Genomic DNA, 26,627 nt, shown 5'->3' on the forward strand with positions numbered 1-26,627 from the left:
CTCACCCCGCCGCGAGAAAGCCCACACCACTGTCCGCAGCCAAGGCCTTCATTGCGGGATCAAACTGTGCGTCTGTTACCAAGAATGTCACCTCATGTAGCGCCCCGAAAGAGACCGGAGCAAAACTACCAAACTTGGAACTATCAAGCGCCAGTATCACCGTGCGCGCACTCGCCATAATGGCCGCACTCACCGCGCTTTCCTCCAGATCATAGTCCACAAGATCACCGTCCCGCCCCATAGCGGCCGCCCCCACAACGGCAATATCGGCGCGAAACCGGCGAATAAAATCCACAGCAACAGAGCCTAAAATAGCCCCATCCGCCCCACGCACACTGCCTGCCGGCACCACCACCTGAACGCCGGGGAAACTCCTTAAAACATTGGCCACATTGACGGAATCCACCAAAACACTCAGCCCCACATGATGGACCAAATGACGCGCAACTGCCATCGTGGTTGTGCCGCCATTCAGGATCACAGTGGCATGGTTGGGGATCTGCGCAGCAATGGTGGCCCCAATCGCCTCTTTCTCATCGCGCATGATCTCCTTGCGCACATCAAAGCCCGCATATTCCGTACCCGCCGCCAGCGTCGCGCCCCCATGAAAGCGTATGATCTGATTGTCTTCGGCCAGCGCCGTGAGGTCTTTGCGGATGGTTTGCGGCGTAGTGTCCAGCCGCTCTGCCAGATCCTCGACCATCGCCCTGCCTGCCTGCTTCAACAGTTTGAGAATTTCATCCTGGCGGGCGCGCGTCTTTGCACGTGTCTTCATATCCCCCTCCCGTATTTCTTTCGATTAATACTTAGAAACGAAAGAAACGCCAAGACCCTCATCAGATCCAAGAAACGAAACGCGTGTTTTATCCACAAAATGAAAGCAATTGGAGCGCAACTTGCCAATCTAATATGGTAAGTCGTTCGCCTGACCTGTGGCCCACGCCCATGCAGCTCAGCGGCGCGCCACAAGATTGCGCCGCCAAAGCCGCCGACCAAGCGGAGATGACATCATTGCAACCACATCCGCCAAATCCCCACGTGCATTCCCCCGCGATACGGATGGCAGCAGCGCTGGAAGTTCGGCGGCGCTAGATTTCGCACAGGCTTCAGCACTTTGCGCATGGATGTCCACCGCCTCCGTCGTAACATCCCTGCGCAGTTCCGCCGCCACACGCCGCACCGCACAGCCCTCTCCGACCAGAGCCACCTGCGGCGGGTGAAGCTGCTTCACGAGCGCGACCACGTCGTCGAGCACCTCTCCCCTTGCCGTCACAGGTACAACCAGACAACATGGCAGTAACCAGGCCTGCATCAACCCATCGCACAGCTTTGCCCGCCAAACAGCGGCACTCCCATCAAGCGCCATTGGCAACAGACGACAGCGTGCAAGCGTGTCCACCTCGGCGACAGCTTCCTCAAAGGCTTTAGAACAGGGCGCAATCAGCACCAGTGCGTCCTCTGGCCCCATATGCCGCGCATAGCGACGCGCCAGAGCAAGACCCAGAGCGCTCTCAGCACCATAGATCATTACGGCGCGGCTCACTTACGCAACGCTCCCGAAAGGCGCACACCTAGTGCAGATGGCGCACCGCTAAACAGTTGATCATCACACGAAGGAGCTAAATTTATAGGCATCAATGGCCAGATCCCGGCACAGCATCTGTGCGATCTCATCCACATCACCACGCCCAAGAACACCCCGTTGACGCTGCTGCGCCAAATGCAGGCTGACACCCCGCCGCCAAAGATCGTGGCGTGCAGGAATGGACATGAAAGCGCGCGTGTCATCGTTGAAACCGGCGAGGTTCCAATAGCCAGTGCTTTCCACCACATGGTCCAGATACCGGGCAATACCATTAACACCATGACGGAACCGCCACGGCGATCCCAGCCGCAGCGCCGGCCAATGCCCGGCCATCGGAGCCAGCTCACGCTCACAAGCTGACGCATCCGGTGTGAACACAACAATGTTGATGTCGCGTGAATGCCCAACACGGTTTAACAACGCATCCAGACCGTCAATAAAGTTTACAGACTGCGGAACATCCGCGCCGGTGTTGGGCCCAAACCGCTCAAACATTTCTTTATTGGTATTCACACGCGTGCCCGCATGGATCTGCATCACCAGACCATCCTCAGCCGACATTTGCGCCATTTCCGTGAGCATATGCCCATAGAGGCTCTGCGCCTCCTTTGGAGCAATCTTGCCGCCCATTGCTTTGGCAAAAAGCGTCGCCGCGCGTCGCTCCGTCATGTAACAGGTGCCAAGCTCCGGCAGGCTGTGCACCGTTGCGGTCGCCCCATATGCCATGAAATAGGCCCGGCGGTCCCGCAGGGCTTCTAGATACCCCTCAAACGAAGAGGTGTCCTGATCGGTGATCTCCGCCAGTTTGACCACATTCGCTTTAAAATCCCCCCGGCGTGGGTCCAGCACCGCATCGGGACAAAAAGTAGGCACGACCTTGCCACGCAATTTATGCTTCCGCGCGGCCTTGTGATGGGCCAAGTCATCCAGCGCACTGTCCGTCGTCGCCAAAACCTCAATGTTGAAGCTCGCAAGCAATGCATGCGGGTACATCTGAGTGGATTTGATCTCCGCATCGATCTTATCATAGACCGCATCGGCGTTATCCGCATTCAAAGGGGCCGTGATCCCAAAAATCCGCGCCAATGTGGTCGCCATCCAAAGGTCCGTAGGCGTGCCCCGGAACTTATGAAAATGGCGTGCAAAGGTTCTGAATATCGCCCGCCCCTCTCTCTGATGCGCGGCCACACCAACACCCAAATCCTCCAGAGAGACACCTTGACTGTAAAGCATGCGCAACACGCCCTGATCGGGATGGATCAAGACCTCCACCGGATCCGCAAAAGGGGTGTTTTCAGCAAACCAACGTGGATCACAATGACCATGCGGCGACACAATCGGCAGATCACGCACACTGTCATAAATGTCCTGTGCGGCATCTGACAGCGTCAAAATCGGCGTGCCGGTTCCGATCAAATTGCTGAAGGCGGGGGTCATCACTCAAACTCTCCATTCTGGCGACGGTCACCACACAGGCGCCCGCCACGAAACGCAGCCGATGCCAGAGGACACAGTCACGTTTCTTCCAAACTCATTGCTTTAAATGCACATAGATTGATTGATGATCTGCTAACGCGCAGGCAGCCGTGCCACGTCAGAACCTTTGACGCTCACGTCAGATAACCACTTTATTCAAAGAAGAAACACGCTCCGCGTGCGCCCAAGATTTCCATGTGAAAACCCGCCCCCGCCACCTCTTCCCAGCACGCTTTAAATAAGGCCTAAAACTCCGACAAACGCGAAAGCCCACATCGATGGGTTGCATGACCACCCCATGTACGTCGCATATTTTGCCAACGCACCGGTCGATAAAAAAGCGGCCTTGGGCGAAAAAAACTTTGCCTAACGCCCACATAAGAGGCGATGATTGATCGCAAATGCACAAACAAAAGCACAATTGCACCTTGTTAAGAATTTCATCGTATCACTGACGCCCCATTCTTAGATCGTACCAAATTGAATTCAGTTCCAAACACCTTTACTCCCCCGCCGACGTCTTACACAGCACTTCAGGGAGCCTGATCATGCCAATCTCAACGCATATTCTTCCAGAGCTTTCGCTGGTGCTGCGCCGTTATTCCGGCAAGATCACAATGGCAGAAATCAGACAGGCCGTTGCAAAGGCGCACGCACACCCGGACTACCGTCCCAGCATGAATGAAGTCGAAGACCACTTGGACATAACCGCGGTGGACATCGGCTTTGACGAAATGAAAACCTTCGCATTGGATGTGCAGGCCTATAACAACGCCCGTGGTGGTGCGACTGAACACATCATGATCTTGTCCAAGAACCCAGTTTTAGATGCGATCGAGATGTACCAAACCTTCATCGACCTCAGTGGAGAGTCTGGTCATGTTCATGTACTCGCAGGTTACCCTGAAGTCTTCGCACTTCTGGACTTGCCCGCAGATCTGCTGCCTCTTCTCCCTGAGGGCTGCCTGACAGAAGCCCACCTCATCGACCAGCGCACTCAAGACGACACCTAACACGCGTCGGCACGGGCGCTAGATAATTGACCTTTTGGACACCATTTAGATCATCCGACTGAAATCTTTGTTGTTTTATTGAACCAACCAGTCCAATTTGATTTTGAAAAATTCATGTTTTGGAATTTGAATGCCGATTCACACGTCCATACTGAAACCGACCGGCGTGGCCTATCGACGGTTCACCGGTGCGATCACAATGGCGGATCTTTCCGGTTCGTCAGAATGCATGCACTCTGATCCACTATACAAGCCCGGCATGCCGCAGGTTGTGAATCTTCAGGATGTGACAGACGCCGACATCGGCTTCCGGGAGATGCGCACATTTGCCGCGCTGACCCACGAGCGTTATCGCATTCGCGGCGAACAGGTACATATCTGTATCGTCTGCAAAGATACACTCACCGGGCATCTGGCCAAAATGTTTCAGGCGCTCACCATGCTGGAAGACGATCTCGTCACCATCGACATCGTCACCGGCTTTCCAGAAGCGCTCGCTCATTTGGATTTGCCCGCCGAAAGCCTCGCCAGCTTTCCACCAGAGTGTCGCGATGAGGCCTATCTGATTTAGATCTTGGCCTCATCTCAATCGGTGACCCTCTGGATCAGTAACTATAAGCCCCGTAGATCTTGGTCAGATCGCCGTCCCAATCGCCATGATACCGTGCCAACAGCTCATCCGCAGGCACTTGTCCACTCTCCACACTTTCTTTCAGCGCGTTGAGGAAATGGGTCTCATCCGGCACCAGCCCACCGGCCCCGGCCATGCCGCGCGCCTTCAGACCGGCTTCAGAAATCGCCAGCACTTCGCGCGCCAACTCATGCATGTTGATCTTGCCGACCTGCGCCTGAAGCGCCTGTTCACTGGCGGCCACACGCAACGCCTCACGGGTCTCCGCATCCCAGCCCTTGACCAGATCCCAGGCCGCATCGAGCGAAGACTGATCATACATCAGGCCAACCCAGAAGGCCGGCAGCGCACAGAGACGCCGCCACGGGCCACCATCGGCCCCACGCATCTCCATGAATTTCTTGATCCGCGCCTCCGGGAAGGCCGTGGTCAGATGATCCGCCCAATCGCTCAGGGTGGGCATTTCACCGGGTAGGGCAGGCAGTTCGCCCTTGAGGAAATCACGGAAGCTCATGCCCAGCGCATCGATATATTTCCCGTCGCGGTAGACAAAGTACATCGGCACATCCAACGCATATTGCACCCAGCGCTCAAAGCCAAAGCCCTCGTCAAACACGAAGGGCAACATGCCGGTGCGGTCTTCATCCAGATTGCGCCACACCAGCCCACGGGTCGATTTCACGCCATTGGGCTTGCCATCCAGAAACGGTGAATTGGCAAACAGCGCATTGGCCACCGGCTGCAACGCCAGCGCCACGCGCAGCTTCTGCACCATGTCGGCTTCGCTTGAAAAGTCGAGGTTCACCTGCACCGTACATGTCCGGTACATCATGACCTTACCCATGGTGCCCACGCGGTCCATGTAATCGGTCATCAGCTTGTAACGCCCTTTGGGCATCACCGGCATCTCGTCATGGCTCCAGATCGGGGCCGATCCCAACCCAATGAAGCCCACGCCGATCTTGTCGGCGATGTCTTTCACATCCTTGAGGTGCTGATTCACCTCGTCACAAGTCTGGTGAATGTTCTCCAGCGGCGCGCCAGACAGTTCCAGCTGCCCCCCGGGCTCAAGGCTCACATTGGCCCCGTCTTTTTCCAGACCGATCAGCTTGCCACCCTCTTCCAGAGGGGTCCAGCCATGGCCATCGCGCAGCCCTTCCAGCACCGCCAGAATAGAGCGCTCGCCCTCATATGGCAGGGGCTTCAGGCTGTCTTTGCAATAGCCGAACTTCTCGTGCTCCGTGCCAATGCGCCAGTCTTCTTTGGGCTTGCAACCAGAGCTGAGATATTCGGCCAACTGATCGTGATGTTCGATCGGGCCACCACCGGACTGAGGAATGGACATAGCGTTTGCTCTGCTCCTGAAGACAATTTTGAAAATCAGTGGTGATCTGATTTCACAGCGGTGTCAATGCAGCCTGCGCCCCTGACTGTCGCGATCCCCTTTTGTCCAGATCACAACCGGTTGATCCGACACAGCCTTAAGTTGTTGCAACATATGTTCCGTGCGCATGCCATCTAGGCTGGCAAAGGCATCAAACAGTGCCTCCGCCCCTGCGGCATTGACGGGAATGTGAAGCGGTGCCTGCCCCGGCTGGTAAAGCGCCCAGACGGCGGGGCGGCTGCGCCCATCCAAAACCACGCGACTGAGACTACGCACCGCCACGCTGCCGCCATTGAGCGGACCAAAATAGGCCACCTGCCCCTCATCCACCTGCACCACGCCGGGGCCGCCACTTCCGGTGCGAAACCGCCCGCGTTGCACACCGCTGACAATCAGCACAGCCCCCAGCGCCACCAAGGCCACGCCCAGCCACTTCACAAGGCCAAAGCCGCTCGCCCCCCAAAGACCAAGCAGCAAAACAGCCGCCCCAATCAACGCTTCACGCCACTGCACCGCCGCCGCGCGGGCTTCTGGTCGGATAAAACTCATGCCGTCTCCTCTTCTGGATGAAACAGCATCAGGGAAAAAGTCCCGTTGCGTTCAAATCCAATCGCTTCATAAGCCCGCGCCGCGGCCTCATTGGCGGCAAACAGAATGGCCTGCGCCACGCCGTTGGCGCGCGCCTCAATCAAATGCAGCGCAACAGCCCGCCGCGCCAGACCCTGCCCGCGCAGCTCAGGTGGCGTATAGACACCACCAATCTGCACAGTATCCGGCAATGTGGCGTTGAACCCGGTCATGCTCACGGCCACACCGTCTTTAAGCAGCATGCGATGGCTGTCTCTTTCCAGACATCCGTCAATGTCACGTGTTGCAGCCTCTTTGCATGCCTCTGCCGGGGTGCCGAGCACCTCGCCATGATAGACACTGCGCCACGCGATGGCCAAATCCCGATATTGCGCATCCAGCGGGGCCAGCGTGAAACCGCTGCAATCGGGCACCCGCATCTGACCCAGATCCAAACGATAGCCCGGCTCCCGCTCATTGAGAGACATCTTCCGCTGATCCAAGCCGGCCAGCGGCATAAATGCCGCCACCTGAGCGCCTTCCCCAAGGCAGCCAATCAACGCACGCTCCTTGCATAGCTCTGCAGCCGCGCGCCAGTCGGCCTCAGACGCCTCCGGCGCCTGCATCAGGATCATACCGCCATTGGACAGCGCAAAAAGCCCTTTGCGCCCATCCTCAAGCGCCCAGATACGCATGGCACGATCCTCTGCCCCCTGCAGGCCATACTCCCGCAGGTTACTGAGAAAAAACATCGAACTCTGCATGTGGTCCCGCAGGAAATCCTCCATCCAGGTCAAATCACTCTCTGTCACCTCGCGCCACACCATGTGCCTCACCCTTTGCTATGTCGCGGCTTTGCTGGCCACCGCTGCCGAGGGCATCCACCCCGACAGGAAAAATGCAATGTCATCGCAAACCAACGCAGTCTGTTTGGCATAGGCCCGCCCACTGTAACGGCGGTACATCTCCCAGCCCAAGGCAAAGCGAAACACCTGTGCAAAATCTGCGCCAGCCGAAAACCGCGCCGGATGCAATGCCGCCAGATCCTGTGGCCTGCGCCACACATTCTGTCCCAGAGAAAACCGCGCCAGCATGTGCAACAGGGGGGCCGGGTGCGCGCCCTGAATATCAATGCCCCAGAGCTGGGCCCCATCCCAGATCAGGTTTTTCTGCGTAAAATCCGCATGCGCTGGCCCATGTCCTACGGGTTGCGGCCCCATGTCCTCGACCATTTTGCACAAATCCTGATGCAGGGCCTGCAAGGCCTGCCGTACGTCGGGAGTTGCCTTGGTCACAGGCGGCTTGAGTTTTGCCAAGCGCTGCGCCGCTTGCAGTTCCTGCTGCCCCGGCCGCAGGGCCGCCACGGCCCCAAGCCACTCCGATGCCTGCCCCAAAAGTGTGGCGCGCTCACGATCATCAGACGTCTCTTGCAAAACATCCGCCACGGAACGGCCCGGCACCGCGCCAGTGATCAGGATCGCAGGTGCCTCCAGCGCGGCGCGCAACGGCATCACACGATGTGGCCCCTCTGCGAGATGCGCTTGAAGAAAGCGCAGCTCTGCGGCGGCCCGCTTCGCATCCCGCACCGACTGCGCACCCCGCATTTGTTTGAAAAAGACCGGCGCGCCCTCAAAAACACCACGCGCCACCAAGGCACGTGCATCCTGTTTGATCACCGCCTCCACAGAGGACCGCCCCGGCCCCAAGGCATCGTCAAGCTGCGCCTGCACCCGCGCACCGGCTTCCGCCAGTTCCAAGGCCATGTGCAGGGATCGCGCGCTCATCGGGAGGCTTCTGCCCCCTTAGTCTGGCACAGTTTTGCAGACGTCACTGCCAATCTCCAAGCGCCTGCTGCCACAGCGTCATCGCCGCCACCGCCGCTGTATCCGCCCGCAAAATGCGCGGCCCAAGGCTCACCACATGGGCAAAGGGCAGCACCTTGAGCTTCGCCCGTTCCGCCTCACTAAAACCGCCTTCCGGCCCAATCAGAATGGCCCATGGCCCGCCTTCTGAGGCCGCGAGGCGCTTTGCACTGCCCACCTCAGCCTCATCACAAAACATCAACTGCCGCCCGTCAGGCCAATCGGCCAAGAGCCGTTCCAGCTTGGTCAGCTCGGCCACCTCGGGCACATAGGTGCCACCGCATTGCTCTGCCGCTTCCACCGCATGGGCCTGCAAACGATCCTGCCGGATGCGCTCGCTATTGGTGAAATCCGTGTTCACCGGCACAATCCGCGCAGCCCCCATTTCGGCGGCTTTTTCGACGATAAAATCCGTACGCGCCTTTTTGATTGGCGCAAAGCACAGCCACAGGTCCGGAGGCATCTGCAACGGCTTCGTCTGCGCCTCGCACATCAATTCCCCGTTGCGCTTATTGGCCACCGTCACCACACAGCGCCACTCCCCGTCGCGCCCATTAAACAGCAGCACCGGATCATCCACCGCCATCCGCATCACCCCAAAAAGATAATGCGCCTGCTCTTTGGTCAGAGGAATGGTTTGCCCTTCCCCCAAGCCCTGCTCTACATACAATCTGACTTTTGCCTGTTTCATGGGAACCTACATATGGCCGACACGCCCGCAAAGGAAGAACCAAAGGGTCAGGTTTCTGACGCTGTTACAGGCAATTGGGTCGATCACCGCGCCCCCGCGTGGTCCCGCCCCTATCTGCGCCTGTCCCGCGCGGATCGCCCCATTGGCACATGGCTCCTGCTGCTGCCGTGCTGGATGGGTCTGGCCCTGGCGATGCTGAGTGATGGGCAGGCCCGTCTTTCCGATCTCTGGATCGCAGTGGGCTGCGCCTTGGGGGCCTTCCTAATGCGCGGCGCAGGTTGTACGTGGAATGACTTCACCGACCGCAAGATCGACGCACAGGTGGCGCGCACCCGCTCCCGCCCCCTGCCCTCAGGCCAAGTCACCCCAAAGCGAGCCCTGCTGTGGATGGCGCTGCAAACCGCCGTCTCTGCCGCCATCCTGCTGAGCTTCAATTCTGCCGCAATCCTGCTGGGTCTGGCCTCCCTGATCCCCGTGGCGATCTACCCCTTTGCCAAACGCTTCACCTGGTGGCCCCAGGTCTTCCTCGGCCTCGCCTTCAACTGGGGCGCTCTCTTGGCATGGACCGCCCACACCGGCAGTCTTACCACCCCCGCCGTGATCCTCTATGGGGCAGGCATCGCCTGGACCTTGTTTTATGACACCATCTACGCCCATCAGGACACCGAAGATGACGCGCTGATCGGCGTAAAATCCACCGCGCGGCTGTTTGGCGACGCCTCTGCCCAATGGCTACAGGGCTTTCTGATGCTCACCATCATGCTCTTCGGTCTCGCCGTGCTGATGGTCACCATCACCCGCAGCCCCGCCTCCATGGCCGTCGCGCTCATGGGGCCGCTTGCCATGGGCTGGCATATGCAATGGCAACTCCGCCAGCTCGACACAAACGACACCGCCAGCCTGCTGCGCCTGTTCCGCGCCAACCGTGACACGGGCCTTATTCCTCTGCTGTTTTTCGCCGGCGCCTTTTTCCTGTGATTGCAAGGCGGGCTCTGAGGGCGTATCAACCTCGCACCACTGTCCGGGCCTCACTTCTGAATGCGACTTTCCTCACTCCTGATCCTCTTCTCCACCTTTGCAACAGCCGGGCTGTTGTCGCTGGTGGCCGCAAGCCTCTCTGCTGATCTGATCGAAGACACCTCCCGCTCCGCGGTAGAGCGAGGCCTCACCATGAAAGGCATGGACTGGGCCGAAGTGCATGCCGAAGGTCTGCAAATCTTCCTCGCAGGGGTCGCCCCTTCTGAAGCGGACCGTTTCCGCGCGATCTCTGCCGCCGGGAGCATCGTTGATGCGGCCCGCGTGATCGACAATATGCAGGTCCCCGCCACTGCTGCGATTGCTCCACCACGCTTTTCCGTGGAAATTCTGCGCAATGACGCGGGCATCTCCCTGATTGGCCTGATCCCACAAAGCGCCGATCGCGCCCGCATGCTGCAAGATTTGGAAGCCATCGCAGGCACCGCCAATGTGGCAGACCTGCTGGAAACCGCCGATTACACCGCACCGCGGGGCTGGGGCCGCGCCACCGCCTACGCCCTCTCCGCTCTTGAGGAACTGCCCCGCTCCAAAATTTCGGTGCAGGCACAACGCGTGCAAATCACCGCCATGGCCGACAGCGCCGAAGACCGCGCCATTCTGGAAAACGACCTGCTGCGCAATGCCCCTCCCGGTCTGGAAGTCGATCTGGCAATTTCTGCCCCACGCCCAGTGATCACGCCCTTCACCCTGCGCTTTCTGATTGATGAGACCGGTGCGCGGTTTGATGCCTGCTCCGCAGACACAGACAAGGCCCGCGCCCGTATTCTCACCGCCGCCCGCGCGGCGGGTGCCGCACAGAATGCCAAGTGCATTATCGGCCTTGGCGTACCCTCCACACGCTGGTCCGATGCGGTTGCGATGTCCATCGAAAGCCTGAGCGAGATCGGCGGCGGCAGCATCACCTTCTCAGATGCCGACATCACACTCACGGCCCCCATGGGCACAGATCAGGCCCTGTTTGATCGCATCGTTGGCGAACTGGAAGGCCGTCTGCCAGAGGCCTTCGCCCTGCTGGCCATCCTGCCCCCCACACCGGAAACAGAAGACGGGGCCACCGTGGTTCAGGAGTTCACCGCCACACTCAGCCCCGAAGGCCTGCTACAACTGCGGGGCCGCCTGCCCAATGACATCGCGCGTGACACCACAGACAGCTACGCCCGTGCCCGCTTTGGCACAGACACGGTGCATATGGCCACCCGTCTGGATGAAACCCTGCCCGCCTCATGGCCCTTCCGTGTCATGGCCGGGCTCGATGCGCTCTCCTTCCTGCACAATGGTGTGCTGACCGTAACACCGGACTCCGTGGCAGTCACCGGCCGCACCGGCAACACAGAGGCCAATGCCCGCATCGCGCAGATCCTCGCCGACAAGCTCAGCCAGACCGATCACTTTGCAATCAACGTCACCTATGAAGAGGCGCTTGACCCACTTGCCGCGCTGCCCACCGCAGAAGAATGCATGGCCGCCATTCAGAGCCTGCAGGATGAGACCAAGATTGCCTTTGAACCCGGCAAAGGCACGCTGGACGCCAGCGCCGATGCCATCATTGCACAGCTGGCCGAACAGCTTGATCTCTGCCCGGATCTGCGTCTGGAAATTCAGGGACACACCGACAGCCAGGGCCGCGAGAGCATGAACCTCGCCCTGTCACAAACCCGCGCTCAGGCCGTCCTGACGGCACTGCAGGATCGCCGAGTGTTGACAAAAGGCTTCCAAGCCACGGGCTATGGCGAAAGCCAGCCGATTGCGGACAACGGCACCGAAGCAGGCCGCGAAGCCAACCGCCGCATCGAATTTATCCGCCTGCTGCCAGAGGGTGAAACGCCCCCGCCAGCAGAAGCAGAAAATGCGGGAACGACAGACACCCCGGCAGCTGAGGCAGCACCCGCCACACCATCCACAGACAACGCCGCGCAGGAAGACGGCGAGGAGGCCCAAGACCAATGACACGCATCGAGTTCATTCTGACCACAGCCGTGATCCTATTTGTGGCCTTCTGCATGGGCTGGTTTGCCAATTGGCTGGTGCATCGCTTCACCCGCGTGGCACAATCCGATGTGGATCAGCTGGAGCGTATGAGCCAAGAACTGCACGAAGCCGAAGAGACTCGCGATCAGGCGATCACCTACCTGCAACAACGCGAAGCCGAGCTGACCAACCAGTTGACCCAGACCGAAGCAGAGCTGCGCGCCGCCATGGACGGCCTGCGCGACGCGCGCCAAGAAACCGAAGAACTGCGCGCCCAAATTGAACGTTAACCCTTGAAAACCTGTGCAACTATTCATCAAACAACCAGTAAAAGGGATCGTCCATAATGGGTAGAATACGACGTGAATTAAAGGCTATGGAATTCAGACGCAGCCTTTCAAAGGTCTCTTTGGGCGGAGTTCCTCAGCCAAGCACGCCCATCGGACATGTTGTCATTGGATGCATCACATCCGGTTGCATTAACGCCAATGGCAAGGGATCCAAAGACTTCCTGCCGGTGTTTTGTCGCACACTGCGCAGACTTGGCTGGGCAACGCATTTTTGCACGTCCATAGCTCAGATCAAACGGACTCTCGCGCGCTACCAAAACAGTGTTTTGATCAATCTCTATGGCGAAGACCATCACAACATTGACACCCCTGCGATGCGGGAGGCAGAGCAACAGGCGGCGATCGTTTTCAACAGCGCCAAAACCGGTGCTTTGATTTCAGATAAACAAAAGGCTCTGGATCATCTCACACGGTTCGGTGTGCCCATGCCGCCACCACCAGCCCAAGATGAACAGGTGTTCAGTAATACGCGATTTGGGTGCAATTCCAGTGGCGTGGAATTGCTAAAGGCATCAACTGGTCTGGATGCGGAACGTTATAACCGCGCCTTTGTCGACACCACGCGGTATTACAACGCAACTGCCTTTTATACATCCGTACGACTCGCCTGCGTTGCAGACGAAATACTTGTAACGCTTGTACGCGCATACCCCACGAACATGGGCAGCCCGGTCGCACGTGGCGTCACAAACGTGCTCAATCCAAAACTTCTTGAACATCTCTACCAAGAGCTTGTCGAACAGAACCAAGAAGAACTTAAAGAAATTGCCAAGCGCGTATTCCATGCAACTGGTCCTTGCTTTTCAGGCCATGACATAGTGATCGCACATAACACCGGCGAAATCTTCGTGTGTGAAACCGGCTTCAAGTTTGACAACACCACCGAAAGGGCGCATCTGGCGCCGATCCTGAAAGACCTTCCTTTTCTCGAGAACTTTGCGGATCCTGATCACTACGCGCAAATCGCAGCAAAAACATTCTCGAACTGGTGCACCGACAAACTCTCGCTCACGCAACACACGCATTGATCGTTCAGCAACCCCCAAAGTCGCCAAATCAGCATGCATCCTATTCTTCAAAAATATGCGGACTTCAAAGTCGTATCCAATGATCTGTCACATGTGAACGGCTTTACCCTGACGGGCTTGGTGCACAATGAGATGTACTTCTTACCGCCTTTTTTGGCCCACTACAGAGCGTTAGGCGTGAAACGCTTTATCTTTGTGGATGACCGCTCAACGGACGGCACCACGGAGTATCTGGCAGCGCAATCTGACGTTATGGTGGTAAAGAGCTCGTACAAGTATGGGGATAAGATACCCCCTGAGGAAGCAGCGGCACTTTCCCTGCCACACCAAAGGGTAGAACTGCTCTGGCGCATGGCTTTGCTGGAACAATACAATACAGGCACATGGTCTCTGCATCTGGACGCAGATGAGTTTCTTGATCTGCCGGGAAACATGCAGCTTTCCGAGTTAGCCGGCCTTTTGAATCCGAACAAAGGCCGGGCAATTTGGTCAGCCATGTTGGATATGTACCCCGCAACCGTTTCTGATCTCCAAAAGATGGCCCTAGATGAGACGTTAGATCAAACCAAACCTTGGTTCTTTGATGGCCAGCCACATATGCGCCTCAGACAGGCGAAGCCTCCAAAACTGAGACATCCGGGGAGTCGGGCGCGGCTGTTGGATCAACATGGCCTGAATGCAAAAAGCAAAGGCAGCAGCGGCAAAATTCGCCGACTGCTCCAACTTCCCCCGAAGCGCTACAATAACATTCGCAAACCCATTCTGTTTCACTGGTCTATAGGAGATCGCTTTTACAACGCTCATGAGGTCAGCCTACCGACCTCCAAAGACGTGCTATTGCCGCTGCGCCACTACAAGTTTAACGGCTCTGTCGCTGAACGTATCATCCGCGCCCAGACAACCGGTGGTAACACCAACGGAGGACGGGAATACAATGATCTGGGTAAACTCCTAGAAGCGATGCGCACGGGAAATCCCAGCTTTCTTTATCGCAAATCAGTACGCTTCACCGGATATCAAGACTTTGAGCGCACCGGAAATACTTTTGGCATCTCAAGGCAGCGGTCTGCAGAATAACACATCTCAGTCTCGCACGCAGGGTGCTCGGCACCAACGCGTTACCGTTGGAATACAGACGCGATACCAACGCTGTTTCAGGCCGCTTTAAAAGATGAACACGCCGTCATCACCAGCGGCTCAGTGCGTCCTCATCCTCATCTTTGGCGGCCACCCATTCCGCGCCATCTGCGCCATATTCCTTCTTCCAAAAGGGCGCACGGGATTTCAGGTAATCCATCAGGAACTCAGCCGCTTCAAAGGCGTTGACCCTATGGCGCGCGGCGGTTGCGACCATCATGATCATGTCACCCGGGCGCAGCTCTCCATGGCGGTGAATGACCAGAACATCGCCCAGATCCCAACGGCTTACGGCGTCTTTGGCGATGGTTTCCAAGGCTTTCTGCGTCATGCCCGGATAGTGCTCGATCACCATCCGCTCCATGCCGCCCTTGTCACTGTCCCGCACCACACCGGTGAAGGTGACAATCGCGCCCATATTGCTGTGACCGCTGGCAAAGGCTTGCGCCTCGCGACCAAAATCAAAGGCCTCTTCCTGCACAAGAACACGCATGGCGCTCTCCTTAACCGCCTGTCATTGGTGGGAAAAATGCCACTTCCCGCACACCGTCCAGCGCGGCGTCAAAATCCGTCAGCTCCTGATCCACCGCCACACGCAGCGCACTCAAATCGCTGAAAGCCACCACATAGCGCTCCTCCCGCAGCTTCAACTCCTCCACCAGGTCCTTCACGGTCTTGGCTTCGGTCGTCAGTGTTTCCTTAGGAATGCCAATGCGTTCGCGCACCCAGGCAAAGTAGAGAACATCCATCGCGATCAATCCTTCAGATGCGGCTTGGCCTTGTTGAAATAGTCGACGCCCGTGATAGCCGTCAGCGCCGCCGCCAACCAGAGCAACCAAAGTCCTATCCAGCCGGACCAGACCATCCCGCTATGTTTCCAACGCAGGCCCTGAAGGTCCTCAACCTGCCCCAGCATCACCTGATCAACCAGCGCCTGATCCATCCCCCAGGCCGACATACCAAGATAGTGCTCGAACACGCCCTGTCCAAATAGGAAAGCAATCGCAACCATTTGCGTCGCCGTTTTCCATTTTGCGAGCTTGGTCACTTTCAGTGTACCCGCCACTTCGCCAAGAAATTCGCGCAGGCCAGAGACAAAGACTTCCCGAAACAGGATCACCGTCGCCGGCAGCACCAGCCAAGGCGACATAGAGGAATAGCCCACGATCACCATCAGCGCGATCACCACCATAGCTTTGTCCGCGATCGGATCGATCATCGCCCCCAAACGGGTTTCCTGCCCCCAGGCCCGCGCCAGATAGCCGTCAAACCAATCGGTGATTGAGGCCACCATAAACAGCATCAAGGCAAACCAATCCGCGTAGGGACGTTCGAAATAGAGGAACATCACCGCAATCATGGGCGCGGCAATCAGGCGAAGCACAGAGAGAATATTGGGAATGGTCCAGGTCATGAGACGTTCCTAAGCGGTTTTGCGCCCAACAGGAAGCCCAGAGCGCCGCTTTCTATTGGCACAGCCTTCTCCGGCAACACCCCAAAGGCCAGAGCTAGCCCCCATCATGAAAAAAATCGTAGATCACTTCTGCCAATTTGTCAGAAACTCCATCCACAGCCTTCAGATCCGCCAGATTGGCCCGGCTCACCGCCTTGGCGCTGCCAAAATGCGCCAGAAGTGCGCGCTTACGTGTCGCACCAACCCCGGGCACATCGTCAAGCGGCGTAGCGCCTATGGCCTTGGCACGTTTGGCCCGATGCGTGCCAATGGCAAATCTATGGGCTTCATCCCGCAAACGCTGGATAAAATAGAGCACGGGATCATTGCGCCGCAAGGCCATAACCGCCTGCCCCACACGGTGAAATTCCTCTTTGCCGTGATCGCGGTCCACCCCTTTGGCCACGCCCACCATGGGCACATCCTCCACGCCAAAGTCTTCCATAATCTCACGCACGGCGCTCACCTGCCCCGCGCCACCGTCAATCAACAGAAGGTCCGGCCACAGCCCCTTGTCGCGATCCGGATCTTCTTTCAGCAAACGTTTGAACCGCCGGGTCAGCACCTCTTTCATCATGCCAAAGTCATCTCCGGGGGTCAGATCATCCCCTTTGATGTTGAACTTGCGATAGCTGTTTTTCATGAAGCCTTCCGGCCCGGCCACAATCATGCCGCCCACCGCATTGGTGCCCTGAATGTGGCTGTTGTCATAGACTTCGATCCGCTGCGGCGGCCCGTCCAGATCAAAGGCCTCAGCAACCCCGCGCAAAAGCTTAGCCTGCGTGGCGGTCTCACTCATCTTTCGGGCGAGACTTTCCCGCGCATTCCGTGCCGCGCCCGCCACAAGCTCCGCCTTCTCCCCGCGCTGGGGCACGCTGACCTCAACCTTGCGCCCCGCCTTAGACCCCAGCGCCTCCGCCATAAGCTCTGCGTTTTCAATCGGGTGGGACAGGATCACCTGGCGCGGCGGCTCTTTGCCATCATAAAACTGCCCTACAAAGGCTTCCAACACCTCGGCCGCTTCCACATCCACGCCCACACGTGGGTAGTAATCCTGATTGCCCCAATTCTGATGAGCCCGGATAAAAAACACCTGCACACAGGCCTGCCCCTGCTCCAGATGCAAGGCCACCACATCAGCCTCCGCCACACCGCGGGGATTGATGCCCTGTGCGGTCTGCACAGAGGTCAGCGCTCGAATACGATCACGCAGCGCAGCGGCCTTCTCAAACTCCATCGCCTCAGAGGCCGCCATCATCTGCTCTGCCAGCGTTTCCTGCACCTGCGTGGAACGCCCGGACAGAAAGCGCTCCGCGTCCTTCACACTCTCCGCGTAATCCGCCTCAGAGATCTTGCCCACACAGGGGCCGGAACAACGTTTGATCTGATAGAGCAGACAGGGGCGCGTGCGGCTTTCAAACTGCGCATCCGAACAATTACGCAACAGAAAAACCTTCTGAAGCTGACTGAGCGTGCGCGTCACCGCGCCTGCATTGGCAAAGGGGCCATAGTAGTGGCCCTTTTCTTTCTTGGCACCACGATGCTTCTTGATCTGCGGAAACCCATGGCTGCGGGACACCAGAATATTCGGAAAGCTTTTGTCATCGCGCAACAGCACGTTGTACTTCGGCTTGAGCTGCTTAATCAGGTTCTGCTCCAGCAGCAGCGCCTCGGTTTCCGTTTTCGTGGTCAAAAACATCATCGACGCGGTTTCCGAGATCATCCGGGCAATCCGCCCCGAATGCCCGCTGGGTCGCGCATAATTGGACACGCGCGCCCGCAGATTGCGCGCTTTTCCAACGTAAAGAACCCGCGCCTGCGCATCCAACATCCGATAGACTCCGGGCGAGCCATCAAGCGTTTTTAAGTACGCTTGGATACACGCATGCCCGGTCGGGCCAGTGGGGTCGGTGTCGTTTTCAGATGCCATGACTTACCAGATATGATTCTTTCGCCTCGGCTGCAATCTTGAGCCCTGTTGCGCAAGTCAAAACAAATCCACCGAAACTGTGGATAAGTCTGGAGACAACTTTTTCAGACAGCGGAATTTCCGTTATTTTTCACCCAAAACCTCAATCTGACTAAAAAATAGGCAATTTCTCAAGTGCCTGAATTTAAATGATATTTTTTTATGCCGCTTTCAAATTATTGAAAACATTAAGAAAAAATAAAGATTTCGTGACAGAACTGTGAACGGTGCAAAACTTGCGGCGCACATGCGTTTTTTACCCCGTATCTCATAGGTCAAACGCTCTGCCGCAAGCCCGGCCAAATCACTCCGCGCCGAAGGTGTCCGGCGTCTGCCAGGCAAGGCTCTGCCCCCCGTCGACACAGATCAATTGTCCGGTCACCGCCTGCGCATCCAGCAGGTATCCCAGCGCCGCTGTGATGTCGTCTAGATTGGCCCCCCGCCCCAAAATCGTACTCGCGCGCTGCTCTGCAAAATCCTGCGGCGTCTGGCGGGCCCCCTGCAGAGTCGGCCCCGGCCCGATGGCATTCACCCGCAGATGGGGCGCCAGCGACTGCGCGCCGGTCTGCGTCAACGCCCAGAGCCCCATTTTGGCCAGCGTATACGATGAGAACTCCGGCGTAAGCTTGCGCACACGCTGATCCAGCATATTGACCACCAGCCCGCTGGCCACCGGCTCTCCTGAGGCATCCGCCCGCGCTGAGAGCCCCTGCGAAGCCATTGCTTGCATCAGCACAAAAGGCGCCCGCAGATTGCTTTCGATATGACGGTCCCAACTGTTCCGAGTTGCGGTTTGCAGAGCGTCCGGCTCAAAAATTGAGGCATTGTTCACAAGACAAGTGATCGGCCCACCCAAGGCCTCTGCGCTGCGCGGCAAAAGCGCTTGCGTCTCTGCCTCCTGCAAAAGATCCGCCTGTAGTGGCACAGCCACGCCACCGGCCGCGCTGATCGCGGCACATGTGGCCTCTGCCCCCGCATCGGAACTGGCATAATGCACGGCCACATCAAAGCCGCGCTGCGCCAAGTAAATTGCCATTGCCTGTCCAAGCCGCTGTCCGGCGCCAGTTACCAATGCCCGCGCCATATCAGTCTCCAGTTGGATTAGGTCAGGGTGATCAAGATGTAAGTTACATACAATACGGTCAAAACCGCGCCCCAGATGCGTGTAATGTCGCGACGGAAGAAAACAAATGGGATCAGCATCAAAGACGCAGCCAGCATCACCCAGAAATCGAACTCAAAAAAGTCCGGATCCACACGGATCGGATGAATAACTGCTGTCACCCCAATGATTGCCAGCAGATTGAACATGTTGGAGCCAATCACATTGCCCAGCGCCACATCTGCCTGACGGCGCAGCGCCGCCATCACCGTTGTGGCGAGTTCCGGCAAAGACGTGCCCAGCGCAATCAGCGTCAGGCCGATCACCGTGTCACTCACCCCATAGCGGCGGGCGATAATCTCGGCATTGTCCACCATCAGATCCGCACCCAGCGGCAGTCCCACAAGACCAAGCAGCAGGAACACAATGATGCGCCACCACGGCATATCGGGATCTGCGCCCTCGACCTCTTCCTCCTCCATGGCGGTCTCTGCCATGGCCGCATCAGCGGCAGCTTCCGCTTTCTTGTGACAACGTGCCTGATAGACCGCACTGCCCAAAACAAAGGTCAGCGCCGTCAAAAGCACCAGGCCATTGCCAAGCCGGAAGAAGCCGTCAGCCGCCAACGCGATGAACAACACAGAGGCGGCCAGCATCAACATGTAGTTGCGCTTGGAGTTGCAGTGACTGGTATGAATCGGCGCCAGCAACGCAGGCACCCCCAGCACCAAAAGGATATTGGCGATATTGGAGCCCACCACATTGCCGATCGCAATGCCCGGAGCATTCTTCAAAGCCGCCTGAATGGAAATCAGAAGCTCAGGCGCCGAGGTGCCAAAGGCCACGATGGTCAATGAGACAATCAGCGCTGGAATACCAATGCGCAGCGACAGGTTCACCGCCCCACGCACCAGAGCGTCGCCCGCCAACAAAAGGATCACGAGCCCAAGTGATACCAGCAACCATTCCATGCGCTACCCCGTAGTCTTTTGGCAAGGACACGGCCCCTTACCTATTTGAAAGCGCCCGCATTTCGGACATTTTTTGGATTGCAATCGTTTCTGCCCCGGCAGGCGCAGCTTCAACTTGCCGAACATGGCCAACACAGCCATTCCAACAAGGAAAAGAGAAACGATTTTTACCAGCATCTCACAAGCCAAACCGCGCATAGAGCGCACGTTCTTCGACACCAGCCAATGCGTCCTGCGCAAAGCTTGCGCCAAACCGCTGCCACATGGAGCGTTTCACGCCGTAGCGACGGAATTTGACCTTCTCGCCAAACCGGTCTTTCAGCACAGGCACAAGGTGACCGATCTCGTCGATCAGCCCCACCTCTTTGGCCTTGGCCCCAATCCAGATTTCTCCGCTGAACAGTTCAGGATCCTCTTGGAGCTTGCCGGCACGGCGGCTCTTCACATGTGTGATGAATGTTTCATGGATCTGGGTCAGCATCCGCTTGAGCCGCGCCACATCCTCCGGGTTCTCCGGTTTAAACGGATCCAGCATGGATTTGCTCTCTCCCGCCGTATAGACGCGCCGCTCCACCCCCTGCCGCGACAGGAGCACATTTGCGCCAAACCCTGCGGAAATCACACCAATAGAGCCCACAACGGAGCTCTCATCGGCGTAGATCTCATCCGCTGCTGTGGCAAGCCAATAGCCACCAGAGGCGGCGACGTCTTCCACAAATGCAAGCACCGGAATGCCCTTCTCTGCCGCCAGCCGGCGAATTCGGCTACCAATCAAAGAGCTTTGTACCGGGCTGCCCCCTGGGGAATTGATCTGCAACGCCACCGCCGCAGGCTTGCCCTTGGCAAAAGCACGCTCAAGCACCGGCGCGAGGCTGGCATCATTGAGCTGGCCGCGATTGCCCGCAGCAATCATACCCTGAAGGCGCACTACAGCGACCACGGGCGTTTTTTTGGTAAATGGGTTTAAGCGTTTCATGAGACCGGATGTAGAACGCGCTAGGGCATTTCACAAGGCAAGCACCCCATGAAAGCGGTTTTTGAGACCAAAAAATCACGCGCACCCTACACAGCCCCCATCAGCTGCGGATGCGCCAGCCGGTCTTAAAGATCCACCAGATCGCCCCAAGGCACAGCGCCGTAAAACCGCCAATCGCTAAGAGACTCAGGCCAATCGGCACATCCGCGGTGCCAAAGAACGACCAGCGGAATCCCGAAATCAGATAAACAACAGGGTTGAACAGCGTGATCTTCTGCCAGACTGGCGGCAGCATCGAGATCGAATAAAAAGATCCGCCCAAAAACACCAAAGGTGTCACCACCAGCAACGGGATCAGTTGCAACTGCTCAAAGTTGCCTGCCCAGATGCCAATGATGAAGCCAAACAATGAAAAGCTCAGACAGGTCAGCACCAGAAACAGCACCATCGCACCGGGATGCGCGATTGGCACATCCACAAACAGCGACGCTGTTGCGAGGATCACCACCCCGATGAACAACGCTTTGGTGGCCGCCGCGCCCACATAGCCCAGCACAATCTCCAGAAAACTGATGGGCGCACTCAAAAGCTCATAGATCGTGCCAATGAACTTGGGAAAATATATCCCGAACGAGGCATTAGAGAGGGCCTGCGTCATCACCGACAGCATGATCAGACCGGGCACAATAAACGCGCCATAGCTCACGCCCTCCACCTGATCAATCCGGCTGCCAATCGCGGCCCCAAACACCACAAAATAGAGCGATGTCGAAATCACCGGAGAAATGAAACTCTGCGCAATCGTGCGGAAAAACCGCACCATTTCAGAGGTGTAAATCGCCCAAACCGCTGTCCAGTTCATGCCGCGCCCTCCGAAACAAGACCCACGAAAATCTCTTCAAGGCTGGATTGTTTGGTTTGCAGATCCTTCATGGTCAGCCCCACTTCGGCAACGTCACGCAGCAGCCGGGTGATGCCCGTGCCTTCTCCCCGCGTGTCATAGGTATAGCGCAGTCCCTGCCCGCCCTGCACAAGCTCGAGATCATAGGCCGCAAGCCCTTCGGGCACTTCCGTGAGGGTCTCCTGCAACTCAACAATCAGCGTTTTTTGTCCCAGCCGCGCCATCAGCGCCGCCTTTTCCTCCAACAGAAGCAAAGCCCCGCCATTGATCACCCCCACACGATCGGCAATTGCCTCGGCTTCTTCGATGTAATGCGTGGTCAGAATGATGGTCACGCCCTGCGCCTTGAGCTGGGCGACCACATCCCACATGTCCTTGCGCAGTTCCACATCCACACCGGCGGTGGGTTCATCCAGAAACAGCACCTTGGGCTCATGGCTCAGGGCCTTGGCAATCAGCACCCGCCGCTTCATGCCACCCGACAACTCCATCACGCGCGCATTGCGCTTGTCCCACAACGACAGCTGCTTGAGGATCTCTTCAATCTTTGCCGGATTGCGCGGCTTACCAAACAGCCCCCGCGAATAGGTGACCACGTCAATCACCTTGTTGAACGGCTCCAGATTGATCTCCTGCGGCACCAGCCCAATCATCGCGCGCGCCGCACGATAATCAGCCACCACGTCATGCCCCCCCACATGCACCGTGCCCGCGCTCGGGTTGGTGATGCCGCATATGGTGGAAATCAACGTGGTCTTCCCCGCGCCATTGGGCCCCAGAAGCGCGAGGATCTCGCCTTCTTCAATGCTCAGATTCACACCTTTGAGCGCCTCAAACCCACCTTTGTAGGTTTTGCGCAAATTCTGAATATCAACGATCACCGCCGGCTCCCTCCTGCCGTCCACAACTGGAACCGCGCAGCTTATCACCTGACAAGCCCGCGCCAATTGCACAAATTTTCAGAGGGACATGTGCATAAAAACACGATCTGACAAGACGCCGTGAGATTTATGACAACACCCTATTGAAGGCTCGGCTCTGTTCAGCCGCCCGTCAAACGCTTCAGCAGGCCCTTTTTGCCGCCGCCATCCTCAGTCTCGCCCACCGCCTCTGTCGCCGTGTCCTCTGCAGGACCTTCGACCGCGGATTGGAAATTGCTGAAAAACTGATCCGCCATTTTCTTGGCGAACCCGTCAATCAAGCGGCTACCCAATTGCGCGAGCTTGCCGCCCACTTTGGCTTCAACATCATAGCTCAGCAACGTGCCTCCGGCGCTTTCTGCAAGCGTGACATTGGCACCGCCCTTGGCAAAGCCTGCGGCCCCACCTTTGCCCTCTCCGGTCAAAGTCAGGCTCTGACCCACCACCAAATTGGACAGCACCACCTGCCCTTTGAAGGTCGCCTTCACAGGTCCCACCTTCTGAACCACGGTGGCTTCAAACCCATCTTCTGCATTACCCGTCACCTCTTTCGCACCAGGCACACACTCAAGAAGAGTCTCAGCACTCAGCAAAGCAGCCCAGACCTCTGACACAGGGGCGGCAATTTCTCTTTGATCACTCATCTGCATATCTGGGTCCTCCGGCTGATGCTGCGCCAACCTATGAGGCGCAGAGCGCGCCCGCAAGCGCACCAAGGTCGTAAATGCCCTGCATCTTACATCCAGTGAAACGTCGGCAAAACGTAGCCATTTTATACTATTCCGCATAGCGGAATATCATTCCACATATTGACAGACAGCTCCGAATCCCGTCAGTTAGATGATAAGTGAAATGATTTTTCGCATTGCGGAATATACATATTTACACAGATGAGGTTGGGAGGCCGCGACAATGATTTCTCGAATTCTGAAGCTGGAAGATGGTGTGGGTTGTGAGTTTGGCCTCTCCAAGTGGGTGCAAATTGAGCAATCCATGATCACCGCTTTTGCGCAGGCAACAGGTGAGCAGCCAGAAAGCTCAGCACCCGATGTGGCTCCCAGCTTCCTCACACTTTCTTTGCTGTCCCAAATGATCGCTGATGCCGTGCCGCGCACAGAGGCCGAAAGCACTGGCATCAATTATGGCTTTGACCGTGTACGCTTTGTCGCCCCAGTCAAAGCCGGCGCGGAAATTCGGGGCCGCTTCACCCTTGCAAAATATGCGGAGCCACAGCCCGGCGTGATCGAAACACAATGGAATGTGACGGTTGAAATCAAAGGTGAAGAAAAGCCCGCGCTGGTCGCACAATGGAAGAACCTGCGCTTTGAAAAGGACACCGCCACACTGGCACAGGCCAGCTGATCAAGGCGGCCACGCCCCCCTTAAACTGGAACTGGTCTGACCAAAGCACACACTCTGTTCATCACATGAGGACCCTTCATGCGCGACGCTCTCATTGTTTCCACCGCCCGCACGCCCATTGGCAAAGCCTATCGCGGCGCATTTAACAACACACAGGCGCAGGAACTCATTGGCCACGCCGTGTCTCATGCCGTGTCCCGCGCCGGACTTGAGGGATCCGAAGTACAGGATTGCGTGATCGGTGCAGCACTGCAACAGGGCTCAAGCGGCGGTAACATCGGGCGTCAAGCCGCTATTCGCGCGGGCCTTCCCGTATCGGTCGCAGGCATGTCCCTGGATCGCCAATGTGCCTCTGGCATGATGGCGATTGCGACGGCCGCCAAACAGGTGCTCCACGACGGCATGGATGTTGCTGTTGGCGGTGGGGTTGAATCCATCTCGCTGGTGCAAAACGACAAAATGCGCCTCGACCGTGCCCGCGACCCATGGATCAAGGCCCAAAAACCCGCCCTCTACATGTCCATGCTCGAAACTGCCGAGATCGTGGCTGCCCGATACGGCGTGAGCCGCGAGGATCAGGATGCCTACGCGCTTCAGTCTCAGCAGCGCACTGCAGCCGCGCAGGCAGCTGGCAAATTTGACGATGAGATCGTGCCCATGCCCTCCTCCATGGGAGTGATGGACAAAGAGACCAAAGAGATCTCTTTTCGAGATGTGACGCTGGACAAAGACGAGGGCAACCGCCCCTCAACCACGCTTGAAAACCTGCAAAACCTCTCCCCCGTGTTCAAAGATGGGCAGACCATCAAAGAAGGTAAGTTCATCACCGCAGGCAATGCCTCACAACTCTCAGACGGGGCCTCTGCCTCTGTGATCATGGAAGCCAAAACAGCCGAAAAGCGGGGGCTGACGCCGCTGGGCCGGTATGTCGGCGTGATGGCTGCAGGTCTGGAGCCAGACGAAATGGGCATTGGCCCCATTCACGCAGTTCCCAAACTGCTGGCCGCTCATGGGTTGAAGATGGACGACATCGGCCTTTGGGAGCTCAATGAAGCCTTCGCCTGTCAGGTTCTGCACTCCGCCCGCGTACTTGGCATCCCCAACGACATCCTTAACGTCAATGGTGGGGCCATCTCCATCGGTCACCCCTATGGCATGTCTGGCGCCCGGATGGTGGGGCATGCGCTGATCGAAGGCAAACGTCGGGGTGTCAAATATGTTGTCTGCACCATGTGCGTAGGTGGCGGCATGGGGGCTGCGGGTCTGTTTGAGGTTCTGTAACTCAACGCTCTGACAGGCCTAATTAAAACCACAGCGCTCATCCAAGCGCTGTGGTCTCTTTCATAGTTTTCTGGACGTCAGCCACCGATGGTGCGCGCTACGATCTTCTCCACGGTGCCGTCATCCATCATGGATTGCAGCGCAGCGTTGAAAGCTTCAATGAACTTCTGAGATTCGTCATCCTGCCAATCTGCACGGAAACCAATATGCGCGGTCTCCGCAGAGGCATCCAGCACGCGTACAACATTGGAGAAGTTGTTTTCGTTGATCACAATCTCCGCCGCCAGCTGCTCCTGAACGTAGCAGTCGATACGCCCTTTCTCGAGCTTCATCAGGTTCTGCTTGGTGGTCTGCGCCTCCTGCAGGGTCACCAAACCACCTGCCACCATGTCAAAGAAGGCTTTGCCCGGCGTCCCAAAACCCGCGTTGTTGCCAAAAGTCAACCCTTTGAAATCCTCTGGATAGGACCAGTCCGACTGTGCAACACCCTCACGGCAATAGACGGACACTTTTTCCGTCACCGGAGAGGTTGAATAGGTCCCGATCCAGGGGCGTGCATCTGGACGATAATAGGTGCCAATCAACCCATGCGCCTGTCCGCTTTCCACAAGGTTGACCGCGCGCGACCATGGCACCGCCTCCACAACCACCTCAAAATCACCTTCAATGCGGGTCATGGCTTCGGCGATAAAATCTGCCCAGATTCCGGTGGCTGTGCCGTTTTCGAGCCCCATGTAAGGCGCATAGGCTTCATCCTGAACCAATTTGATAGGCGCAGCCGACAAAGTAGTGGCCGCTGTGGCACAGGCCAGCGCTGCTGCGCTGAAAAGACGAGTGAACATTGCAAGTTTCCCCATGAATTTGCGTGATTGACGAACTCGCTGAAACGTTCGGTCACACAGCTTAATTTTGTGTAACCGGGCGCATCGGACAAAAAGGGGAGTTTCGGAAAATTATCCACA

The 26,627-nt window shown here is 57.4% G+C and carries 28 protein-coding genes; 9 read left to right on the plus strand and 19 right to left on the minus strand.

Annotated elements, in window-relative coordinates; all coding sequences use genetic code 11:
• Nucleotide 1: 1 nt before the first annotated feature.
• The 3 genes from J7382_RS18240 to uxaC all read right to left on the minus strand — a co-directional run bounded on the left by J7382_RS18240 (nt 2) and on the right by uxaC (nt 3,022).
• The gene (locus tag J7382_RS18240; protein WP_209070414.1) at nt 2–775 is read right to left on the minus strand and encodes a DeoR/GlpR family DNA-binding transcription regulator; all 774 of its coding nucleotides are present in this window, start codon (nt 773–775) and stop codon (nt 2–4) included.
• Between the two features lie 177 nt (nt 776–952).
• The gene (locus tag J7382_RS18245) at nt 953–1,543 is read right to left on the minus strand and encodes a hypothetical protein (protein WP_209070415.1); all 591 of its coding nucleotides are present in this window, start codon (nt 1,541–1,543) and stop codon (nt 953–955) included.
• Nucleotides 1,544–1,606: 63 nt separating this feature from the next.
• Complete coding sequence (gene uxaC, locus J7382_RS18250; protein WP_209070416.1) at nt 1,607–3,022, minus strand: glucuronate isomerase; 1,416 nt, start codon at nt 3,020–3,022, stop codon at nt 1,607–1,609.
• Between the two features lie 587 nt (nt 3,023–3,609).
• Here uxaC and J7382_RS18255 point away from each other — a divergent pair.
• Nucleotides 3,610–4,074, plus strand: coding sequence for a hypothetical protein (locus J7382_RS18255; protein WP_058239807.1), 465 nt, complete (start codon nt 3,610–3,612; stop codon nt 4,072–4,074).
• Nucleotides 4,075–4,204: 130 nt separating this feature from the next.
• The gene (locus J7382_RS18260) at nt 4,205–4,645 is read left to right on the plus strand and encodes a hypothetical protein (RefSeq protein WP_209070417.1); all 441 of its coding nucleotides are present in this window, start codon (nt 4,205–4,207) and stop codon (nt 4,643–4,645) included.
• Between the two features lie 34 nt (nt 4,646–4,679).
• On the opposite strand, the gene J7382_RS18265 is transcribed toward J7382_RS18260, so the two are convergent.
• The 5 genes from J7382_RS18265 to J7382_RS18285 form a co-directional block, all read right to left on the minus strand.
• Nucleotides 4,680–6,050 carry a glutamate--cysteine ligase gene (locus J7382_RS18265; protein ID WP_209070418.1) on the minus strand — a complete coding sequence of 457 codons (1,371 nt, stop codon included), beginning with the start codon at nt 6,048–6,050 and terminating at the stop codon, nt 4,680–4,682.
• 63 nt (nt 6,051–6,113) lie between these two features.
• Nucleotides 6,114–6,638 carry a hypothetical protein gene (locus J7382_RS18270; RefSeq protein WP_209070419.1) on the minus strand — a complete coding sequence of 175 codons (525 nt, stop codon included), beginning with the start codon at nt 6,636–6,638 and terminating at the stop codon, nt 6,114–6,116.
• Complete coding sequence (locus J7382_RS18275; RefSeq protein ID WP_247745110.1) at nt 6,635–7,483, minus strand: GNAT family N-acetyltransferase; 849 nt, start codon at nt 7,481–7,483, stop codon at nt 6,635–6,637. The genes J7382_RS18270 and J7382_RS18275 overlap by 4 nt, the downstream gene beginning before the upstream one ends.
• Nucleotides 7,484–7,498: 15 nt before the next feature.
• Nucleotides 7,499–8,440: a phosphotransferase gene (locus J7382_RS18280; protein WP_209070420.1), complete on the minus strand. Its 942-nt coding sequence runs from the start codon at nt 8,438–8,440 to the stop codon at nt 7,499–7,501.
• Nucleotides 8,441–8,483: 43 nt separating this feature from the next.
• Nucleotides 8,484–9,209 carry a 16S rRNA (uracil(1498)-N(3))-methyltransferase gene (locus J7382_RS18285; protein WP_209070421.1) on the minus strand — a complete coding sequence of 242 codons (726 nt, stop codon included), beginning with the start codon at nt 9,207–9,209 and terminating at the stop codon, nt 8,484–8,486.
• A gap of 12 nt (nt 9,210–9,221) precedes the next feature.
• Between J7382_RS18285 and ubiA the strand changes: the two genes are divergently transcribed.
• From ubiA to J7382_RS18310, 5 genes are all read left to right on the plus strand, one after another.
• Entirely contained in the window at nt 9,222–10,187 is a 966-nt protein-coding gene (ubiA, locus tag J7382_RS18290; protein ID WP_247745111.1) for a 4-hydroxybenzoate octaprenyltransferase, read from the plus strand.
• A gap of 60 nt (nt 10,188–10,247) precedes the next feature.
• Complete coding sequence (locus J7382_RS18295) at nt 10,248–12,194, plus strand: OmpA family protein (RefSeq protein WP_209070423.1); 1,947 nt, start codon at nt 10,248–10,250, stop codon at nt 12,192–12,194.
• Nucleotides 12,191–12,505 carry a hypothetical protein gene (locus J7382_RS18300; protein ID WP_209070424.1) on the plus strand — a complete coding sequence of 105 codons (315 nt, stop codon included), beginning with the start codon at nt 12,191–12,193 and terminating at the stop codon, nt 12,503–12,505. The genes J7382_RS18295 and J7382_RS18300 overlap by 4 nt, the downstream gene beginning before the upstream one ends.
• 86 nt (nt 12,506–12,591) lie before the next feature.
• Entirely contained in the window at nt 12,592–13,593 is a 1,002-nt protein-coding gene (locus tag J7382_RS18305; RefSeq protein ID WP_209070425.1) for a hypothetical protein, read from the plus strand.
• Between the two features lie 33 nt (nt 13,594–13,626).
• A complete protein-coding gene (locus J7382_RS18310; protein ID WP_209070426.1) occupies nt 13,627–14,670 on the plus strand; it encodes a glycosyltransferase family 2 protein in 1,044 nt (347 codons plus the stop codon).
• 109 nt (nt 14,671–14,779) lie between these two features.
• On the opposite strand, the gene J7382_RS18315 is transcribed toward J7382_RS18310, so the two are convergent.
• The 10 genes from J7382_RS18315 to J7382_RS18360 form a co-directional block, all read right to left on the minus strand.
• On the minus strand, nt 14,780–15,223 hold the full coding sequence (locus J7382_RS18315) for a molybdenum cofactor biosynthesis protein MoaE (protein WP_209070427.1): 444 nt from the start codon (nt 15,221–15,223) through the stop codon (nt 14,780–14,782).
• Between the two features lie 10 nt (nt 15,224–15,233).
• Nucleotides 15,234–15,479, minus strand: coding sequence for a molybdopterin converting factor subunit 1 (gene moaD, locus J7382_RS18320; RefSeq protein ID WP_209070428.1), 246 nt, complete (start codon nt 15,477–15,479; stop codon nt 15,234–15,236).
• A 5-nt stretch (nt 15,480–15,484) separates the two neighbouring features.
• Nucleotides 15,485–16,144 carry a CDP-diacylglycerol--glycerol-3-phosphate 3-phosphatidyltransferase gene (gene pgsA, locus J7382_RS18325; RefSeq protein WP_209070429.1) on the minus strand — a complete coding sequence of 220 codons (660 nt, stop codon included), beginning with the start codon at nt 16,142–16,144 and terminating at the stop codon, nt 15,485–15,487.
• Between the two features lie 94 nt (nt 16,145–16,238).
• Nucleotides 16,239–18,113, minus strand: a complete 1,875-nt coding sequence (gene uvrC / locus J7382_RS18330; protein ID WP_209070430.1) for an excinuclease ABC subunit UvrC — start codon at nt 18,111–18,113, stop codon at nt 16,239–16,241.
• Nucleotides 18,114–18,456: 343 nt separating this feature from the next.
• The gene (locus tag J7382_RS18335; protein ID WP_209070431.1) at nt 18,457–19,236 is read right to left on the minus strand and encodes an SDR family oxidoreductase; all 780 of its coding nucleotides are present in this window, start codon (nt 19,234–19,236) and stop codon (nt 18,457–18,459) included.
• A gap of 17 nt (nt 19,237–19,253) precedes the next feature.
• Entirely contained in the window at nt 19,254–20,225 is a 972-nt protein-coding gene (locus J7382_RS18340) for a calcium/sodium antiporter (RefSeq protein WP_209070432.1), read from the minus strand.
• Nucleotides 20,226–20,403: 178 nt separating this feature from the next.
• Nucleotides 20,404–21,201, minus strand: coding sequence for a S49 family peptidase (locus tag J7382_RS18345; RefSeq protein WP_209070433.1), 798 nt, complete (start codon nt 21,199–21,201; stop codon nt 20,404–20,406).
• Between the two features lie 100 nt (nt 21,202–21,301).
• On the minus strand, nt 21,302–22,063 hold the full coding sequence (locus J7382_RS18350; RefSeq protein WP_209070434.1) for an ABC transporter permease: 762 nt from the start codon (nt 22,061–22,063) through the stop codon (nt 21,302–21,304).
• Nucleotides 22,060–22,983 carry an ABC transporter ATP-binding protein gene (locus J7382_RS18355; protein ID WP_209070435.1) on the minus strand — a complete coding sequence of 308 codons (924 nt, stop codon included), beginning with the start codon at nt 22,981–22,983 and terminating at the stop codon, nt 22,060–22,062. Before J7382_RS18355 ends, J7382_RS18350 begins: the two co-directional genes overlap by 4 nt.
• Nucleotides 22,984–23,144: 161 nt before the next feature.
• The gene (locus J7382_RS18360; RefSeq protein WP_209070436.1) at nt 23,145–23,672 is read right to left on the minus strand and encodes a carbon monoxide dehydrogenase subunit G; all 528 of its coding nucleotides are present in this window, start codon (nt 23,670–23,672) and stop codon (nt 23,145–23,147) included.
• 262 nt (nt 23,673–23,934) lie between these two features.
• On the opposite strand from J7382_RS18360, the gene J7382_RS18365 reads away from it, so the two are divergent.
• Both J7382_RS18365 and J7382_RS18370 read left to right on the plus strand, forming a co-directional pair.
• Nucleotides 23,935–24,384 (plus strand): MaoC/PaaZ C-terminal domain-containing protein, encoded by a 450-nt coding sequence (locus J7382_RS18365; protein ID WP_209070437.1) that lies wholly within the window; start codon nt 23,935–23,937, stop codon nt 24,382–24,384.
• Between the two features lie 78 nt (nt 24,385–24,462).
• Nucleotides 24,463–25,665, plus strand: coding sequence for an acetyl-CoA C-acyltransferase (locus J7382_RS18370; protein WP_209070438.1), 1,203 nt, complete (start codon nt 24,463–24,465; stop codon nt 25,663–25,665).
• A 77-nt stretch (nt 25,666–25,742) separates the two neighbouring features.
• On the opposite strand, the gene J7382_RS18375 is transcribed toward J7382_RS18370, so the two are convergent.
• Complete coding sequence (locus J7382_RS18375) at nt 25,743–26,507, minus strand: transporter substrate-binding domain-containing protein (RefSeq protein ID WP_209070439.1); 765 nt, start codon at nt 26,505–26,507, stop codon at nt 25,743–25,745.
• Between the last annotated feature and the right edge of the window lie 120 nt (nt 26,508–26,627).

This window comes from Shimia sp. R11_0 (assembly GCF_017744035.1).
Lineage (GTDB): Bacteria > Pseudomonadota > Alphaproteobacteria > Rhodobacterales > Rhodobacteraceae > Shimia > Shimia marina.

Excerpts from the sequence above, each read along its gene's own strand:
- J7382_RS18350 (WP_209070434.1), bottom strand. The coding sequence starts at position 22,063 with ATGAACTGGACAGCGGTTTGGGCGATTTACACCTCTGAAATGGTGCGG.
- uxaC (WP_209070416.1), bottom strand. The coding sequence starts at position 3,022 with ATGACCCCCGCCTTCAGCAATTTGATCGGAACCGGCACGCCGATTTTG.
- J7382_RS18295 (WP_209070423.1), top strand. The coding sequence starts at position 10,248 with ATGCGACTTTCCTCACTCCTGATCCTCTTCTCCACCTTTGCAACAGCC.
- J7382_RS18285 (WP_209070421.1), bottom strand. The coding sequence starts at position 9,209 with ATGAAACAGGCAAAAGTCAGATTGTATGTAGAGCAGGGCTTGGGGGAA.
- J7382_RS18315 (WP_209070427.1), bottom strand. The coding sequence starts at position 15,223 with ATGCGTGTTCTTGTGCAGGAAGAGGCCTTTGATTTTGGTCGCGAGGCG.
- J7382_RS18275 (WP_247745110.1), bottom strand. The coding sequence starts at position 7,483 with ATGGTGTGGCGCGAGGTGACAGAGAGTGATTTGACCTGGATGGAGGAT.
- uvrC (WP_209070430.1), bottom strand. The coding sequence starts at position 18,113 with ATGGCATCTGAAAACGACACCGACCCCACTGGCCCGACCGGGCATGCG.
- J7382_RS18310 (WP_209070426.1), top strand. The coding sequence starts at position 13,627 with ATGCATCCTATTCTTCAAAAATATGCGGACTTCAAAGTCGTATCCAAT.
- J7382_RS18265 (WP_209070418.1), bottom strand. The coding sequence starts at position 6,050 with ATGTCCATTCCTCAGTCCGGTGGTGGCCCGATCGAACATCACGATCAG.
- J7382_RS18260 (WP_209070417.1), top strand. The coding sequence starts at position 4,205 with ATGCCGATTCACACGTCCATACTGAAACCGACCGGCGTGGCCTATCGA.
- J7382_RS18240 (WP_209070414.1), bottom strand. The coding sequence starts at position 775 with ATGAAGACACGTGCAAAGACGCGCGCCCGCCAGGATGAAATTCTCAAA.
- pgsA (WP_209070429.1), bottom strand. The coding sequence starts at position 16,144 with ATGACCTGGACCATTCCCAATATTCTCTCTGTGCTTCGCCTGATTGCC.
- J7382_RS18270 (WP_209070419.1), bottom strand. The coding sequence starts at position 6,638 with ATGAGTTTTATCCGACCAGAAGCCCGCGCGGCGGCGGTGCAGTGGCGT.
- moaD (WP_209070428.1), bottom strand. The coding sequence starts at position 15,479 with ATGGATGTTCTCTACTTTGCCTGGGTGCGCGAACGCATTGGCATTCCT.
- J7382_RS18255 (WP_058239807.1), top strand. The coding sequence starts at position 3,610 with ATGCCAATCTCAACGCATATTCTTCCAGAGCTTTCGCTGGTGCTGCGC.
- J7382_RS18305 (WP_209070425.1), top strand. The coding sequence starts at position 12,592 with ATGGAATTCAGACGCAGCCTTTCAAAGGTCTCTTTGGGCGGAGTTCCT.
- J7382_RS18375 (WP_209070439.1), bottom strand. The coding sequence starts at position 26,507 with ATGTTCACTCGTCTTTTCAGCGCAGCAGCGCTGGCCTGTGCCACAGCG.
- J7382_RS18280 (WP_209070420.1), bottom strand. The coding sequence starts at position 8,440 with ATGAGCGCGCGATCCCTGCACATGGCCTTGGAACTGGCGGAAGCCGGT.
- J7382_RS18345 (WP_209070433.1), bottom strand. The coding sequence starts at position 21,201 with ATGAAACGCTTAAACCCATTTACCAAAAAAACGCCCGTGGTCGCTGTA.
- ubiA (WP_247745111.1), top strand. The coding sequence starts at position 9,222 with ATGGCCGACACGCCCGCAAAGGAAGAACCAAAGGGTCAGGTTTCTGAC.
- J7382_RS18370 (WP_209070438.1), top strand. The coding sequence starts at position 24,463 with ATGCGCGACGCTCTCATTGTTTCCACCGCCCGCACGCCCATTGGCAAA.
- J7382_RS18360 (WP_209070436.1), bottom strand. The coding sequence starts at position 23,672 with ATGCAGATGAGTGATCAAAGAGAAATTGCCGCCCCTGTGTCAGAGGTC.
- J7382_RS18335 (WP_209070431.1), bottom strand. The coding sequence starts at position 19,236 with ATGGCGCGGGCATTGGTAACTGGCGCCGGACAGCGGCTTGGACAGGCA.
- J7382_RS18365 (WP_209070437.1), top strand. The coding sequence starts at position 23,935 with ATGATTTCTCGAATTCTGAAGCTGGAAGATGGTGTGGGTTGTGAGTTT.
- J7382_RS18300 (WP_209070424.1), top strand. The coding sequence starts at position 12,191 with ATGACACGCATCGAGTTCATTCTGACCACAGCCGTGATCCTATTTGTG.
- J7382_RS18340 (WP_209070432.1), bottom strand. The coding sequence starts at position 20,225 with ATGGAATGGTTGCTGGTATCACTTGGGCTCGTGATCCTTTTGTTGGCG.